At 32.3% G+C, this 15,537-nt stretch carries 19 protein-coding genes; 9 read left to right on the top strand and 10 right to left on the bottom strand.

The genetic code is table 11. From position 1 onward, the window contains the following. Positions 1-137: 137 nt before the first annotated feature. The 4 genes from ACP15M_RS10475 to ACP15M_RS10490 all read left to right on the top strand — a co-directional run bounded on the left by ACP15M_RS10475 (position 138) and on the right by ACP15M_RS10490 (position 2,891). The gene (locus tag ACP15M_RS10475) at positions 138-698 is read left to right on the top strand and encodes a YeeE/YedE family protein (RefSeq protein WP_425077163.1); all 561 of its coding nucleotides are present in this window, start codon (positions 138-140) and stop codon (positions 696-698) included. A gap of 1 nt (position 699) precedes the next feature. Beyond that, entirely contained in the window at positions 700-1,107 is a 408-nt protein-coding gene (locus tag ACP15M_RS10480; protein WP_425077164.1) for a DUF6691 family protein, read from the top strand. Between the two features lie 104 nt (positions 1,108-1,211). Next, complete coding sequence (locus tag ACP15M_RS10485) at positions 1,212-2,618, top strand: MBL fold metallo-hydrolase (protein WP_425077165.1); 1,407 nt, start codon at positions 1,212-1,214, stop codon at positions 2,616-2,618. Positions 2,619-2,621: 3 nt separating this feature from the next. Next, positions 2,622-2,891: a heavy-metal-associated domain-containing protein gene (locus tag ACP15M_RS10490; protein ID WP_425077166.1), complete on the top strand. Its 270-nt coding sequence runs from the start codon at positions 2,622-2,624 to the stop codon at positions 2,889-2,891. Here the strand turns inward: ACP15M_RS10490 and ACP15M_RS10495 are convergent. From ACP15M_RS10495 to ACP15M_RS10530, 8 genes are all read right to left on the bottom strand, one after another. Further along, positions 2,888-3,178, bottom strand: coding sequence for an ATP-dependent Clp protease adaptor ClpS (locus ACP15M_RS10495; protein ID WP_425077167.1), 291 nt, complete (start codon positions 3,176-3,178; stop codon positions 2,888-2,890). The two genes, ACP15M_RS10490 and ACP15M_RS10495, sit on opposite strands and share 4 nt — an antisense overlap. Before the next feature lie 38 nt (positions 3,179-3,216). Then, entirely contained in the window at positions 3,217-4,053 is an 837-nt protein-coding gene (gene prmA / locus ACP15M_RS10500) for a 50S ribosomal protein L11 methyltransferase (protein ID WP_425077168.1), read from the bottom strand. 275 nt (positions 4,054-4,328) lie between these two features. Further along, on the bottom strand, positions 4,329-5,078 hold the full coding sequence (gene tpiA / locus ACP15M_RS10505; RefSeq protein WP_425077169.1) for a triose-phosphate isomerase: 750 nt from the start codon (positions 5,076-5,078) through the stop codon (positions 4,329-4,331). A 37-nt stretch (positions 5,079-5,115) separates the two neighbouring features. After that, positions 5,116-5,604, bottom strand: a complete 489-nt coding sequence (locus ACP15M_RS10510) for a TlpA family protein disulfide reductase (RefSeq protein ID WP_425077170.1) — start codon at positions 5,602-5,604, stop codon at positions 5,116-5,118. Between the two features lie 4 nt (positions 5,605-5,608). Next, positions 5,609-6,685 carry an ABC transporter permease gene (locus tag ACP15M_RS10515; RefSeq protein ID WP_425077171.1) on the bottom strand — a complete coding sequence of 359 codons (1,077 nt, stop codon included), beginning with the start codon at positions 6,683-6,685 and terminating at the stop codon, positions 5,609-5,611. A gap of 54 nt (positions 6,686-6,739) precedes the next feature. Then, positions 6,740-7,105 carry a four helix bundle protein gene (locus ACP15M_RS10520; protein ID WP_425077172.1) on the bottom strand — a complete coding sequence of 122 codons (366 nt, stop codon included), beginning with the start codon at positions 7,103-7,105 and terminating at the stop codon, positions 6,740-6,742. Between the two features lie 103 nt (positions 7,106-7,208). Continuing rightward, positions 7,209-8,312, bottom strand: a complete 1,104-nt coding sequence (locus ACP15M_RS10525; RefSeq protein WP_425077173.1) for a BT_3928 family protein — start codon at positions 8,310-8,312, stop codon at positions 7,209-7,211. A 68-nt stretch (positions 8,313-8,380) separates the two neighbouring features. After that, on the bottom strand, positions 8,381-8,920 hold the full coding sequence (locus ACP15M_RS10530) for a DUF1599 domain-containing protein (protein ID WP_425077174.1): 540 nt from the start codon (positions 8,918-8,920) through the stop codon (positions 8,381-8,383). A gap of 130 nt (positions 8,921-9,050) precedes the next feature. Here ACP15M_RS10530 and folP point away from each other — a divergent pair, with 130 nt between their 5' ends. The 5 genes from folP to ACP15M_RS10555 are packed head-to-tail and all read left to right on the top strand — an operon-like array spanning position 9,051 to position 12,970. Then, positions 9,051-9,824: a dihydropteroate synthase gene (folP, locus tag ACP15M_RS10535; protein WP_425077193.1), complete on the top strand. Its 774-nt coding sequence runs from the start codon at positions 9,051-9,053 to the stop codon at positions 9,822-9,824. Between the two features lie 46 nt (positions 9,825-9,870). Further along, positions 9,871-10,560, top strand: coding sequence for a hypothetical protein (locus tag ACP15M_RS10540; protein ID WP_425077175.1), 690 nt, complete (start codon positions 9,871-9,873; stop codon positions 10,558-10,560). 35 nt (positions 10,561-10,595) lie between these two features. Next, the gene (gene cdaA, locus ACP15M_RS10545) at positions 10,596-11,378 is read left to right on the top strand and encodes a diadenylate cyclase CdaA (protein ID WP_425077176.1); all 783 of its coding nucleotides are present in this window, start codon (positions 10,596-10,598) and stop codon (positions 11,376-11,378) included. Position 11,379: 1 nt separating this feature from the next. Next, positions 11,380-12,174, top strand: a complete 795-nt coding sequence (locus ACP15M_RS10550) for a DUF3667 domain-containing protein (RefSeq protein WP_425077177.1) — start codon at positions 11,380-11,382, stop codon at positions 12,172-12,174. Position 12,175: 1 nt separating this feature from the next. Continuing rightward, positions 12,176-12,970, top strand: coding sequence for a DUF3667 domain-containing protein (locus tag ACP15M_RS10555; protein WP_425077178.1), 795 nt, complete (start codon positions 12,176-12,178; stop codon positions 12,968-12,970). On the opposite strand, the gene ACP15M_RS10560 is transcribed toward ACP15M_RS10555, so the two are convergent. Continuing rightward, entirely contained in the window at positions 12,967-14,733 is a 1,767-nt protein-coding gene (locus tag ACP15M_RS10560; protein WP_425077179.1) for an ABC transporter ATP-binding protein, read from the bottom strand. The genes ACP15M_RS10555 and ACP15M_RS10560 overlap by 4 nt on opposite strands. Then, entirely contained in the window at positions 14,733-15,473 is a 741-nt protein-coding gene (gene truA, locus ACP15M_RS10565) for a tRNA pseudouridine(38-40) synthase TruA (RefSeq protein WP_425077180.1), read from the bottom strand. Before truA ends, ACP15M_RS10560 begins: the two co-directional genes overlap by 1 nt. Positions 15,474-15,537: the final 64 nt, after the last annotated feature.

Genomic DNA, 15,537 nt, shown 5'->3' on the forward strand with positions numbered 1-15,537 from the left:
CTTTTTTAATTTTTAAAAGTATTAGTATTACGCAACATCAACTTCAAGTCTTTTAGACAGCACTCGCAAAACTATTTCTAACAAAAACCATAAAGCATTTCAAAAGCTCTATATATATTTGTAAAAACTAAACTTATATGGAATTTATATTACAGCCATGGCCTTGGTACATTTCTGGACCATTAATAGCATTAATCATGTTTATATTAATCTACTTCGGAAAAACATTCGGCATGTCTTCAAACTTAAGAACACTTTGTGCTATTGGCGGTGCAGGAAAAAAAGTAAAGTTTTTTGATTTCGATTGGAAAGCACAACGCTGGAATCTTGTTGTTGTACTTGGCGCCATCATTGGTGGTTTTATTGCCCATCACTTTTTGTCAGTTCCTACTAATATAGATTTAAATCCAAAAACGGTTGAAGACCTTGCGGTATTAGGTTTTGATAACGCTGGAAAATCATTATTACCAAACGAACTCTATAGTTGGGATGCTGTATTTAGTATTAAAGGCTTACTAATTTTAATCATTGGTGGATTTCTAGTTGGTTTTGGAACTCGTTATGCTGGAGGTTGCACTTCTGGCCATGCCATAACAGGTTTAAGTAGTTTACAATTACCATCTTTAGTGGCTGTAATTGGTTTTTTTCTTGGAGGACTTATTATGATTCATTTAATATTCCCTTTAATTTTTGGTTAGTATGAAAACATTGAAATTTTTAATCGTCGGAATTATCTTCGGAATAGTATTAGTAAAATCTGAAGCTGTATCGTGGTATCGCATTTATGAAATGTTCAAATTTGAATCCTTTCACATGTATGGCATTATTGGAACTGCAGTAATCACTGGAATTATTTTACTCCTAATTAGCAAAAACTTCAAAAACATTAATGGTGGAACCATGACTGTACCTAAAAAAGACAAAGGCTTATATCGCTATATTATTGGAGGCATATTTTTTGGATTAGGTTGGGCTCTATCTGGAGCTTGTCCAGGACCAATGTATATTTTAGTTGGTACAGGAGCATTTTCTGTACTCATTGTTATTGCTGCTGCATTACTAGGCACTTATGTTTACGGAGTTATCAAAGATAAACTTCCTCATTAGCAAAAGCTGACATTTGTCAGATTTACAAACGGAATACTTCTTATCTTTGCAATATGAATACCATTTACCACTTAGCAAATGGTAAATATTAAATTAGAATTCTTATGAAAATTGAACAAATATATACAGGTTGCTTAGCACAAGGTGCTTATTATATAGAATCTGAAGGCGAAGTCGCTATCATTGATCCTTTAAGAGAAACACAACAATATGTTGATAAAGCTAATGCTAACAGCTCCAAAATTAAATACATTTTTGAAACACATTTTCATGCCGATTTTGTGTCAGGACATGTAGATTTAGCAAAAAAAACTGGAGCGACAATTGTTTTTGGTCCAGGTGCAGAAACCTCTTATGATATTCATTCTGCTAAAGACAACGAAACATTTAAACTAGGCAATATTACTATAAAAGCACTACACACTCCTGGTCACACTTTAGAATCTACAACCTATTTATTGATTGACGAAAACGGAAATAATCACGCTATATTTTCAGGCGACACTTTATTTTTGGGTGATGTTGGCAGACCAGATTTGGCCATAAAATCTGATTTAACCAAAGAAGATTTAGCAGGAATGTTATACGATTCACTTCGCAATAAAATTATGACACTCGCTGATGATGTTATCGTCTATCCTGCTCATGGTGCAGGTTCTGCTTGTGGAAAAAATTTAAGTAAGGAAACTGTTGGTACTATTGGTGACCAAAAGAAAACCAATTACGCTTTAAGAGCAAATATGACTAAAGCCGAATTTATTGAAGAAGTTTTAGATGGTATTGCTCCTCCTCCACAATATTTTGCAAAAAATGCCATGATGAATAAAACAGGTTATGACAGTTTTGAAACCGTTTTAAAATCTGGAAACTCACCTTTAAATCCTGAAGATTTTGAAGCTATGGCTAACCATGAAGAAGCTTTAGTTTTAGATGTAAGACCTCAAAGCGACTATATTAAAGGTCATATTCCAAATTCTATATTTATTGGTTTAAATGGACAATTTGCACCTTGGGTTGGTGCCTTGATTACCGATTTAAAGCAACCTATTCTATTGATAGTTCCTGAAGGCAAAGCCGAAGAAGCTGTAACGCGCTTATCTCGAGTTGGCTACGATAATACTCTTGGTTATTTAGAAGGCGGAATTAACGCTTGGACTGCTTCAGGTCGAGAGATTGATACTTTAGAATCTATTTCTGCTGAAACATTTGCGCAACGTGTTAAAGAAGGTCATGTAAATATTTTAGACGTGAGAAAAGATGGCGAGTACAAAAGCATGCATGTCGAAAATGCGCAACACTTCTCTTTGGATTTTATAAACTCTAAAATGAACGAAGTTTCAAAAGACAAAACCTATCATATTCATTGTGCTGGAGGTTATAGAAGTGTCATTGCTGCATCTATTTTAAAAGCTAGAGGATTCCATAATTTAGTTGATATTGCTGGAGGTTTTGGAGCCATTAAAAAAACTGATTTACCAACAACAGACTTTGTTTGTCCTTCAACATTATAAACTATGACTGAAACTGTAAAAATTCAAAATTTAAAATGTGGTGGTTGTGCTCACACAATTAAAACCAAACTAGAAGACCTTGACAACATAAGTAATGTTGTTGTTAATAATGACACAGATGAAGTGCATTTTGATTATTCAGAAGCATCGCAAATAGCAACAGTAGTAGAATTACTTTCAAAATTAGGATATCCTGTTGAAGGAGCATCAAATCCTATTACAAAAAAGGCAAAATCGTTTGTGAGTTGTGCTGTAGGCCGAATGAATAGTTAGATGATTTCTGCGCTCAAACCTGCTGCTAACAGCATAGAGCAACGTGGTTCTAATTCTTTATATTCACCTGTTTTTACGGTACATTTTCCTTTATAATGCACAATGATTGAGCATTGTTCTGCTTGTTCTGGTGTATGGTCACAAGCATAAATAAGCGTATCGATGACATGGTCGAATGTATTGACATCATCATTATACAACAAAATTTCGTTAAGAGGTTGTTCTAGTGTATCGACTTGAACGTCCTCTTTTGTTTTCTCTTTGGTATTTAATATTTGGTGCATCATAATAAACTTAAATCAAGTTCGCTAGATAAATTTAAAGATTATTTTTCAAATTTTAAAGCTACCCAGTTATTTCTCTCTAAAGTGTCAACGAGTTTTAATCCATATTTATTACACTCCTTTTCTATGATTGGAATATCATCATTGTAAAATCCGCTTAAAAATAGCAATGCCCTTTCATTTAATGTATCTGCATAGGTTTGCAAATCATTTAGTAAGATATTTCTATTAATATTGGCAATGACAATATCGTATGATCTACCAGGAAGTAAAGACGCATCACCTTCTAAAACAGTAATATGATTGCATTGGTTACGTTCTACATTTTCAAGACTGTTAATATAACACCAGTTGTCGTAATCGATAGCATCGATTGGTTTTGCACCTTTCATTTCGGCTAAAATTGCCAAAACTCCTGTGCCACAACCCATGTCTAAAACCGATTTGTTTGTAAAATCGTTTTTTAAGATATGCTGAATCATCATATGTGTGGTTTCATGATGTCCTGTACCAAAACTCATTTTTGGCTCAATGATGATATCGAACTCTGTATTTGGCTTATCATGAAAAGGCGCACGAACCGTTACTAGATTATCGACAACAATAGGATTGAAGTTCTTTTCCCATTCGGCATTCCAGTTGGTTTGTTCAATTTCTTCTGAAGTATATGTTATTTCAAATTCTTCAGATTTTAGAATTTGAATATCGTCTAGAATCGTGTCATAATGTTCTGTTTTCTGAATGTAAGCAGTCACACCTTCTTCAGTCTCAACAAAACTTTCAAAGCCTGCAAAACCTAATTCTGCAATTAGAATTTCTACTGCTGGTTGTAATGGTTTTACTTTAAAGTAATAAGCGATATATATTGTGTTTGACATATCTGTCTTAATTAAAATGAATACAAAAATTTTATAGCATTGTCATTTTGAAATTAGAAATTTGTTTTGATTGAGGCATCTCTTTTTATAAGTTCTTTTGAGATTCCTCATTGTTCTACTTTATCGGAATGACATTAATAAACTTGCGTTAGTGATAGAAACGGCATCCTTTTACGTCAGTTCGAGTGATGCGAAGCATTGTATCGAGAACTAGTAAAAGATACAGTGAATAGCACGACCAACTTGTTTAGGTTGGGAACGCCAAAAAAATAAATTTAAAATGCATTCACAATCGCATAAAAATCTTCGGCCTTAAGTGCTGCTCCACCAATTAATCCACCATCTACATCAGGTTTTGAAAAAATTTCTTTAGCATTTGTTGGTTTTACACTTCCTCCATAAAGAATGGTCATATCGTCTGCAACTAAGGTTCCATATTTAGTTTCAAGTGTTTTTCTGATAAAAGCATGCATGTCTTGTGCTTGCTCTGGAGTTGCTGTTTCGCCAGTTCCAATTGCCCAAACAGGCTCGTAAGCCAAAACAATATGTTTAAAATCTTCTGCTCTTAAATGATACAATGCATTTTTTATCTGACTTTCTACAACAGCTTCTTCTTTACCTGCTTTACGGTCTGCCAACTCTTCACCAAAACAAAAAATGATTCGCATATTATTTGCTAAAGCTGCATCTACTTTTTTTGCTAAAGACTCGTCTGTTTCATTAAAGTAAGCACGACGCTCACTATGACCAAGAATTACGGTTTGAATGCCAATACTTTTTAACATTCCAGCACTGATTTCTCCTGTGTATGCTCCATTTTCGGCAAAGTGCATGTTTTGAGCCACAACTTCAATATCGTCTTGTCTGGTAGATTGAAAGGCATGCCACAAGTTGGTAAATGTTGGTGCTATCATCACCTCAGCATCTGAGGTTTTTGTTTGCTGTTTTAATTCTGAAATTAAAGTTTCGGTTTGAATTAAACCATTGTTCATTTTCCAATTTCCTGCTACGATATGTTTTCTCATAATTCTGTCTGCAATTGCAGTATGTTTTAAATTTCACTTAATTTAATGTGTTTCTGATTGAAGGATCATTAGCTTCAATAGCTTCAAAAAGTTCAATCTTACCTTTTGAATCGACAATCATGTATCTTGGAATCCAATCGATATCAACAAAATCCCCTAACAGTCCTTTAGTGCCTTTTGGCATAAAATAATGTTCTCCTTCAATATTGTGTTTTGTAATGGCACGTTTCCAAGTATCTACTTTTCTATCTGCTGACAAAAACAAATATACAGCTTGAGGTTGTTCTTTTTGTAATGCTTTAAGATTAGGAAAACCCACAATGCAATCGCGACACCAACTTGCCCAAACATCAATAACGATTTGTTGTCCTTTATACTTTGAAAGAATATCGCCAAATTTTACTGAATTGCCATTTAAGCTTATATATTCTTCATTTAAAACTTCATCAGAAAATTGCGTTTGAACCGTTTTAGAACAACTCAAAAGCACAACAAAACAAAACAGAAACGTTATGACTGACTTCATTTGATTATTCTAATTTCACTTTAGGGTCCAACCATCCGTAGATGACATCTACAAAGATATTGATAATGATAAACAAAAGTGCAATTACTAATACAGAACCCATTATTACAGGTAAATCTAAAGTGTTTAGCGCATTTACAATTTCTTTTCCTAAGCCATTCCAACCGAAGATATATTCTACAAAAACTGCGCCTGCTAACATAGACGCAAACCAACCAGAAATAGCTGTTACCACTGGATTTAAAGCATTTTTTACAGCATGTCTTTTAATAATCTGAAACTCAGACAATCCCTTTGCTCTTGCAGTTCTGATATAATCTTGATTAAAGACTTCAAGCAATGAGTTGCGCATTAATTGAATCACGACAGCCAAAGGACGAATGCCTAAAACGATTGCTGGCAAAATAAGATTTTTCCATTTAATATGCATTTGCTCACCAAAATCATCGAGTTCGTATAAACTACCTGTCATTTCTAAATTTGTGTATTCATGAAGAATATAACCAAAAAACCAAGCAAATAAAATGGCACTAAAAAAGGAAGGCACACTCATACCTAGTGTGCTAAAAATTTGAATGGTTTTATCTAACCATTTATCTTTAAACAATGCTGAAATGATGCCTAGAAATATTCCTAGTAAAATAGCTATAACAATTGCAGACACAGCTAATACAGTAGTATTTGGTAAGGTTTCTCCAATAACCTGAGATACTTTTTTTCCTTGCTTTGTAAACGATTCTCTTAAATATGGAAACTTGACAACCGTTGTTGTATTTGAAATTGTAAACAACTCTGAAGCACGATATTTTCCATCGCGTAAAAATGTATAATCTTCTGGTTTTGTGGAATGAAACGAAAATGGAGACACATCGTTTAAATAGTACAAATATTGCGTTGAAATAGGCTTGTCAAATCCGTATTTAGCCTTTACTGCTGCAATTTGTTCGCTGTCTTCATTTTGTCCCAACATCATTTGCGCTGGATCTCCAGGCAATACATTAAATAAAAAGAAAATGACAGTTACCACTCCAAATAATGTGAGTAATGCGTAAAAGGTTTTATTTAGGATATAGTTTAACAAGTGTTAGTGTTCAGTGTTCAGTGTTCAGTGTTCAGTGTTCAGTAATTTATCAAACTACTTACTTCCAAACTTTTTAGGGTTATTTATCATATAATTAATTAGCTTACCTATTTCTTCTGTTTCCGAAAATAGTCTAACATAATCTTTATTAGAGATGTACTTACATTTTAAAGCAAACTCTAACCATGTTTGAGTTTCAGAGTTTTCAGCATCACTATCAGACAACTTACTTATGAAATGTTTTGGATACAATCTTTTTCTATAAGATTCTGCAATATTAACAGCAACACTTCTTGAAGACCTTCTAATCTGATCTGTAAGTGAATATATTTCTTCTTTTGGAAAATGTTTAGAAATTTCAAAAATCTCCATTGCTAACTCAAATACTTTTTGATAAGCAAATAAATCTTGAAATCTCATAATTTAACTCTTTTTTTACCACTTGTTCATTGTTCACAATTCACTACTTAAAATCAACTACTAACTCATTACTGCTTACTGTTTACTGTCTACTGCTTACTGTTTACTGTTTACTAAACTCAAGGTCATCGATATCGTTCCAATGTACTTTTTGTGTTACAGTTCCTTTTTCGAGGATGACAACGCCAGGATTAGCTCTAACAATGGTTTTTAAAACTTTTTCATCACATAGATAAAACTCAGCATCTAAATTATAAGCGTCTTGAATTTCTCTTTTTTTATCAGTTCCAGAAGCCGTTAAACCCATAACTGTGTATCCATTTTTCTTAGCTTCATCAGACATTGCCTTTAGTTTTGCCATGCCATCAACTTCAGCCTTATCTAAATTATAGGATACAATCATCACTAATTTTTCTGTATCTAAAAATTGCTGCGTTAAATCTTCGTCTTCAGATTCAATAGAAAAATCTTGAATTTTAGGCACGTCACCTTCCTGAACCGTTTCAGTTTCTACACCTATAATCTTATCATAAGTTTTAGGACCACGACCACGATCTGTAATTACTTTTTCTTTACCATCTAAAGTATACGTCCAATGATAATCTATAATAGCATCTTTAGCATCTGCTGGTAATTGCATGTTTTTTTGAAGGTTATCTCCAATTTTATACGCTCTAAAATCGAAGGTTGGCAAATGCATTAGTACATGATAAGCAAACCAAAGACAAGCAATAAAGCTTAATAATGCTCCAAGGGTTAATCCGAATGTACTTAGTATAGGTTTAATATGTCGTTTTCCAACAAAAAGCACTAAAATCAGCACCAATAAAATCACATCTTTGCCAAAGGATTGCCAAGGTGTTAATTTTAGGAAATCTCCAAAACAACCACAGTCTTTTACTTTGTCAAAATAAGCTGCATAAAAGGTTAAAAATGTGAAAAAGACAATCATTCCTAACAAACTCCACACTGTAAATTTTGGCTTATAGCCAATAAGCAGAAATACGCCTAAGATGACTTCAAACACAACAACAAACACCGAAATTCCTAATGCATAAGGCATAAACACAGGAAGATCTAACACATCGTAACTAAAATATTCTTGAAGTTTGTATGAAAATCCTAAAGGATCATTCAGTTTTATAAATCCTGAAAAGATAAACAATCCTCCAACTAAAATTCTGCAGATATTAACTAATGCTTTCATGCTTTAACATTTACTTTTAAAAGATTTCTCGACTAGGCTCGAAGTGACAACTTTATATTAAAATTGAATTATTCATCATTAAGATGAATCATTGCAAATACCGAATAATTAATCATATCCTGATAATTGGCATCAATCCCTTCGCTTACTATGGTTTTTCCTTTATTATCTTCAATTTGTTTGACACGTAATAATTTTTGTAGAATCAAATCGGTTAAACTACTCACTCGCATATCTCGCCAAGCTTCACCATAATCATGATTTTTATCCATCATGAGTTGCTTAGTAATTGCAATTTTATCGTCGTATAACACTATAGCTTCATCTACAGATAAGTCAGGTTGTTCTACAACACCTTTTTCTAATTGAATTAGAGCCATAGTGCAGTAATTGATAATCCCAATAAACTCACTTACTTCACCTTCATCTACTTTTCGTTCGTCATTTTGTTGCAAACCTCTAATGCGTTGTGCTTTTATAAAAATTTGATCGGTTAACGATGGTAATCTTAAAATTCGCCATGCACTTCCGTAGTCTTTCATTTTATTTATAAAAAGACTTCTGCATTGCGAAATGACATCGTCATATTGTTTTGAAGTATCTTGCATTTAAACCATTTAATTTTCCGTAAATTTCGCATAAATTAATCAGATTAAAAAACTTTAATCACACTATATAGTTTTGAGTAAAACCATCAATTGTAAAGGACAATTAATAGACCTAAGTCAGCCAAAAGTCATGGGTATTTTAAACGTAACACCAGATTCGTTTTATGATGGTGGACGCTTTAGAAATTCTTCTGCTGTGATGCGACAAGTCGATCAAATGTTAGAGGAAGGTGCCACTTTTATTGATGTTGGCGCATACAGCTCTAAGCCCAATGCTGACAACGTTAGCGAAACTGAAGAATTACAACGCATTTTACCTGTAATTGATTTGATTGTAAAGAATTTTCCAGAAGTAATCCTATCTGTCGACACCTTTAGAAGTGAAGTTGCAAAACAATGTATTGAAGCTGGAGCAAGTTTGATTAATGATATTTCAGCAGGACGTTTAGATGAAAAAATGTTAGACACAGTTGCAGCTTTAAAAGTTCCTTATATCATGATGCACATGAGAGGAAATCCGAAAACGATGCAACAGCAAACTAATTATGACGATTTAATAAAAGATATTCTTTTTTATTTTTCAAAACGTATCGAAAAAGCAAAAGCCTTAGGTATTGTAGATTTAATTATTGATCCAGGTTTTGGATTTGCAAAAACTTTAGAACAAAATTATGAGCTTCTGAATAAATTGGAGCTTCTAAACATCACTAATTTACCTATTCTAGTTGGTATGTCAAGAAAATCTATGATTTATAACACTTTAGACGTTTCAGCTAAAAATGCTTTAAACGGAACGACTGTACTTAACACTATTGCTTTACAAAAAGGCGCTTCGGTTTTAAGAGTTCACGATGTTAAAGAAGCTATGGAGTGTATTAAACTTGTTGAAGCGCTGAAGCATTGAACAATTAAAAAATTGAAAATTTAAATCTTTGAATTATAACACAAAAATGAAATCTTACATATATCTCATTATTTTCCTTTTATTTTTTTCCTGCGGAAAAGATAAATCTGTATTGCTACCTGAAATAGAACATGCAAAAATTACAGAGATTTTAGATGTATCTCCTGCTTATTTGTTTTATGATGAAACGCAACCTGACAGTATAGAACTCAATCGGAAGAATTTAATTGGCACCACAAATTGGTTATTTAATGTAGATAAACGTTTAACTTTAGAACAAGCCATTCCGAAGATTAAATTTTTACAAGACAAAAAGCGTAATGCCCAAATGCATAAAAATGAAAATGCTAAAAATTACTATACCTGTAATGATACGAGCATTCAAAATTTAGGATTCATTGAGTTTACCGAAGTTCGTTATCAAACGATTCCTCTAAGAGATTATTTTAAAGATAAAGCACAATATGAAAAAATGAGTTTAGGATTAAATATTATTTCAGAACACAATTATAGCTTAGAGTCATCTTATAAAGGCAAATCAAATACCGAACTCTATTCTAATATTAATGAAGTAATTGATAAGATTGACGAATATTACTCCATTGAATCAGATGTAAAACTCTATCTATTATTCCATTCAAAATTAAGTTTTCAAAATTATATAAGCATTAAATCTAAAATGCAAACGATTATAGACAAAGGAATTCTCATTGACAACAACGAGTTCATTTATTAAGCAATAATTATTACATTTACAGAAACACGCTAACCTTGAATACATTCGAATTTTGGGATTTTGGAATTATAGATTTTATCGACGTATTTCTCGTCGCTATCTTACTCTACTACATCTACAAGCTGGTTAAAGGCACTGTTGCTATCAATATTTTTATTGGAATCATTATTATTTATGCAGTTTGGAAAGTCACAAACTTATTAGAAATGCAAATGCTTCATAATATTTTTGATGGTTTTATGAAGGTTGGAATCATTGCTCTAATCGTTGTATTTCAACCAGAAATACGAAAGTTTCTACTCATGGTTGGCTCTACAAATTTAAGTGGACGCGGAAAGTTATTCAGCAAAATGAAATTCCTTAAAAGTGATATTGAAACCGAAACTAATGTCGATGCTATTGTTGCTGCCTGTCATAAAATGGGAAGCACAAAAACAGGAGCATTAATTGTTTTAGAACGCAATAATAACTTAGATTTTTTAGTGAATACAGGTGACGACATGAATATAAAAGTCACGCAACCTATTATAGAAAGTATTTTCTTTAAAAATAGTCCGTTACACGATGGCGCCATCATTATTGCTAATAATACAGTAAAAGCCACACGAGTTATTCTTCCTGTAAATAATGAAAAAAACATTCCGCAACGCTTCGGATTAAGACATCGTGCAGCTGTTGGTATTACTGAAAAAACAGATGCCTTAACCTTAGTTGTTAGCGAAGAAACCGGACAAGTATCTTATATCAAAAATGGTGATTTTGTCATGTTTGAAAACATAGAAGAACTGCTTAACCTTTTGAAGAAAGATTTGGTGTAATATGAACTGTAAAAACTGCAATACAGCTTTAAATAGTCATATTAATTTTTGTCCAGAATGTGGTGCAAAAATAATTCGTAACAGATTAACTATTAAGCATATCACTTCAGAGTTTAGTGCACAGTTTTTAAATATTGATAACCGATTTCTAAAAACATTTATTCACCTATTTACTAAACCTGAAGCAGTTATTAGTGGCTATATAGATGGCACCAGAAAAAAATACATCAGCGTAATTCAGTATTTAGCAATTTCACTTACATTATTAGGTTTACAGCTTTTTATTTTAAATAAATTTTATCCAGATTTTTTCAATGCAGCATTTAATGATTCTCAAAGCTACTTAGCGATGTATCCAGAAGAAAAAAGAGCAGATATAGAAGAATATATGACTAATTATTATACGTTTATAAACGAGTATCAAAGTTTAATTTATGTTATAGGCATTCCACTTACTGCATTTGTAACTCGCTTAACATTTATAAAAGAGAAGCTATATAATTTTACAGAACACATTGTTATAAATACCTACATTACATCACAATATATTATTTTTTCTTTCTTCACTTATTTATTATTTGCCGCATTAAATTTAAACATAAGCATACTAGTCACCACATCATTGTTATTATATGTATTTTATTATGGCTTTGTGTTTTACAAAACGCATACATTAAGTATTGTGACTATAGTTTTACGTTTCATGCTATCACTAGCAATTATTTGCACTATATTTTTATTAATTTTTATTGTAGGAGCTATTGTAGGTATTATGTATTTTAAATTTTTCAAATAAAATGAATTGTAAAAACTGTCATACCGAACTTCCTATAGAAAGTGACTTTTGCAATTCTTGTGGAGGAAAAGTCATTCGAAATCGCTTAACCTTTAAAAATCTATTTGAGCATGTTAGCGAGACTTTTTTTAATTATGACAATAAACTTCTTAGAACACTTGTAGGTTTAATTAAAACACCTGAAGCTGTTATAGGTGGTTATATTAATGGTATTAGAAAACGCTATGTCAACCCAATTAGTTTCTTTGGTCTTACTTTAACTTTAGTTGGTCTTGAGTGGTTATTTCTAAGAAAATTTTTTCCTGAACAACTCAATTTATCAGCTCTAGCTGTTGGTGGAAACGAATCAACACTCAATAATATTTTTAGCTTTACTCAAGATTATTCATCGATAATTATGATGCTTTCTGTACCAATATATGCCATCATTTCTAGGATTGTCTTTTTTGATAATAAAAAGTTTAATTACGTTGAACACATTGTCGCATTTACATATATGATGGCACTTCTTTCTTTATTTGGAGCAGTCATAAATATTGTTGGTGCCTTTTTTGGTTTAGATCTTGGAATTGCTATGTATGTCAATTTACCTTTACAAGTTTGCTACGTATCTTATTGTTTTAAAAGACTTTATAAAATAAGTTTTGCAGAAATATTTGGAAGAATGGTACTATCCTTATTTGTGTATATGATATTGTACATTCTAGTAATTGTAATTGCTTTTTTAGCTATATACTTAATTGAAGGAAAAGAAGCTCTCATAGACGTAATTAAAAGCTTTAGACCAAAATCCTAAGCTACTTCAGCTTTTAAAAACTGAACTTCATAGAGGTTTCGATAATAGCCATCATCCTTTTTAAGAAGCTCGTCATGTGTGCCTTTCTCTACAACTCTTCCCTCATCCATCACAATAATTTGATCGGCTTTTTGAACCGTTGCCAAACGATGTGCAATAACAATTGAGGTTCTACCTTTAGTAATCTTATCGGTTGCATCTTGTATTAATTGTTCAGAATAAGAATCGACAGACGACGTCGCTTCATCTAAAACCAAAATACTAGGATTCGTCACATAAGCTCTTAAAAAAGAAATCAATTGACGCTGACCAGAAGATAGCATCACACCTCTTTCCTTTACATTATACTGGTAACCATTAGGTAAACTCATAATAAACTCATGAATACCAATATCTTTGGCAGCTTGATGAACCTGAGCTTCAGTTATGTCAGGATTTTTAAGTGTAATATTATTAAAAATTGTATCGGCAAACAGAAATACATCTTGTAATACTACTGCAATTTGTGCACGAAGTGATTTGAGAGTTAAACTCTTGATATCAACATCGTCTATACATATCGTTCCTCGCTGAATATCGTAAAAACGGTTTAACAAATTAATAATTGTAGATTTACCAGCTCCTGTTGCTCCAACAATTGCAACTGTTTCTCCAGCATTAATATCGAATGAAATACCTTTGAGCACTTCTTCATCTTCAACATAAGAAAAGTGTACATTTTTAAAGGCTAGGTTCCCTTTAAATTCTGAAGCAATATGAGTTCCAGCATCATCAATTTGAGAGGTTGTATCTAAAACTTTAAATACACGATCTGCGGCAACCATTCCCATTTGAAGCGTATTAAACTTATTGGCAATCTGGTTTAAAGGCCTGAACAGCATTGGCACAAACATGATAAATGCAAATAAATCACCTTCTGAAGCAGTACTACTCATAACAACTCCAATACCTCCAACCCAAACAATAGTCCCTAAGGTAATAGACGATAATAATTCAGCAATTGGAAAAAACACAGAGTTATACCAAACGGTTTTTAACCAACCTTTTTTATGACGCTCATTAATGGTTTTAAACTTTTCAAATTCAGTAGTTTCACGTGTAAATAACTGAAGAATTTTCATTCCTGTAACACGTTCTTGAACAAATGAATTAAGGTTAGAAACTTCTGTACGTACTTCTTCAAAAGCACGTTTCATATATTTCTGAAATATTTTGGTTGCAAACAATACAATTGGCATGGTTGTAAATGCAATAAGACTAAGTTTCCAATTCATATAAAACATCATTCCGCCAACAACCAACATTTTTAAAACATCACTAAAAATCATAAAGAGTCCTTGCCCAAAAATATCTGCAATACGCTCCATATCTGTAACTGTTCTGGTAATCAAAACACCAACTGAGGAGTTATCATAATACTTCATTTTGAATTTAAGCACATGCTCATACAATTTTACTCTAATATCTTTTACAACCGATTGTCCTAGCCAACTTGCGTAATAGATAAATAACAACTGACTTACAACTTCTAAGGTTAACAAAGCAAGCATGGCAATGATGTAAAACAAAAAGCCATCATACTGCTGTAAAGTAATATGCTTATCTATAGCTTGCTGTAAGACATAAGGTCGTAATGCGCCAAAAACAGCAAGACCAACAACACAAACCAATGCTGTAAAAAACACCAGTTTATAAGGTTTTATGTATTGTAGTAATCGCTTAAAAAGCGATACATCAAAAACTTTTTTCTTATCGTTAGCCATTAATCACTTATGGTATTTGGGTATTCAATTTTAGTTAAATATAATCCATGCGCAGGAACAGAAAAACCAGCTTTTCCTCTATCTTTAGACTTTATAACATCGTGTAAATTTTCAACATTCATCTTTCCTAAACCTATATTAATCATCGTACCAACAATAGCTCGAACCATATTTCTTAAAAAACGATCTGCCTTTATGGTAAAGAAAAGTTCGTGACCATTGATTGTCCATTCTGCAAACATGATATTACAATAATACGTTTTTACATCTGTATGAACTTTAGAAAAGCATTGAAAATCTTTATACTTTAATAAGATATTGCATGCTTCATTCATAGCATCAACATCTAAATTATTATTTAAGGTATATGCATAATCAAAATTAAACACATTTTTTTGTTGCGAAATTTTATAGATATACGTTCTGCTCAACGCATCAAAACGTGCATGAGTTTCATCTTTAACTTGAAAAACATCATGAATAGCTATGTCGTTTGGCAAAAAAGAATTCAATTTAAAAACTAAGTTATTATCAATGGTTTTATCATAATCAAAATGCGCATACATCTGCGAAGCATGAACTCCTGCATCTGTTCGTCCTGCTCCCATTATAGAAATGTTAGATTGTAGAATCTTAGACAGTGCTTCTTCTATAACTTGCTGAACAGAAATAGCATTAGGTTGAATTTGCCATCCATGATATGCTTTTCCGTTATATGATAATTCGATAAAATATCTCAAGTAAACCTGTATTTTTGTAAAAGTCCAAAGATAAATTATTCCTACTAAGACAGGAATCATATTA

Origin of the sequence: Psychroserpens sp. S379A, from assembly GCF_049800755.1 — a bacterium.
Classification (GTDB): domain Bacteria; phylum Bacteroidota; class Bacteroidia; order Flavobacteriales; family Flavobacteriaceae; genus Psychroserpens.

Coding starts and splice junctions, on each gene's coding strand:
- ACP15M_RS10540 (WP_425077175.1), top strand. CDS start 9,871: ATGAAATCTTACATATATCTCATTATTTTCCTTTTATTTTTTTCCTGC.
- ACP15M_RS10550 (WP_425077177.1), top strand. CDS start 11,380: ATGAACTGTAAAAACTGCAATACAGCTTTAAATAGTCATATTAATTTT.
- ACP15M_RS10485 (WP_425077165.1), top strand. CDS start 1,212: ATGAAAATTGAACAAATATATACAGGTTGCTTAGCACAAGGTGCTTAT.
- tpiA (WP_425077169.1), bottom strand. CDS start 5,078: ATGAGAAAACATATCGTAGCAGGAAATTGGAAAATGAACAATGGTTTA.
- ACP15M_RS10510 (WP_425077170.1), bottom strand. CDS start 5,604: ATGAAGTCAGTCATAACGTTTCTGTTTTGTTTTGTTGTGCTTTTGAGT.
- folP (WP_425077193.1), top strand. CDS start 9,051: ATGGGTATTTTAAACGTAACACCAGATTCGTTTTATGATGGTGGACGC.
- ACP15M_RS10555 (WP_425077178.1), top strand. CDS start 12,176: ATGAATTGTAAAAACTGTCATACCGAACTTCCTATAGAAAGTGACTTT.
- ACP15M_RS10480 (WP_425077164.1), top strand. CDS start 700: ATGAAAACATTGAAATTTTTAATCGTCGGAATTATCTTCGGAATAGTA.
- ACP15M_RS10560 (WP_425077179.1), bottom strand. CDS start 14,733: ATGGCTAACGATAAGAAAAAAGTTTTTGATGTATCGCTTTTTAAGCGA.
- ACP15M_RS10530 (WP_425077174.1), bottom strand. CDS start 8,920: ATGCAAGATACTTCAAAACAATATGACGATGTCATTTCGCAATGCAGA.
- ACP15M_RS10520 (WP_425077172.1), bottom strand. CDS start 7,105: ATGAGATTTCAAGATTTATTTGCTTATCAAAAAGTATTTGAGTTAGCA.
- ACP15M_RS10490 (WP_425077166.1), top strand. CDS start 2,622: ATGACTGAAACTGTAAAAATTCAAAATTTAAAATGTGGTGGTTGTGCT.
- ACP15M_RS10475 (WP_425077163.1), top strand. CDS start 138: ATGGAATTTATATTACAGCCATGGCCTTGGTACATTTCTGGACCATTA.
- prmA (WP_425077168.1), bottom strand. CDS start 4,053: ATGTCAAACACAATATATATCGCTTATTACTTTAAAGTAAAACCATTA.
- ACP15M_RS10495 (WP_425077167.1), bottom strand. CDS start 3,178: ATGATGCACCAAATATTAAATACCAAAGAGAAAACAAAAGAGGACGTT.
- ACP15M_RS10525 (WP_425077173.1), bottom strand. CDS start 8,312: ATGAAAGCATTAGTTAATATCTGCAGAATTTTAGTTGGAGGATTGTTT.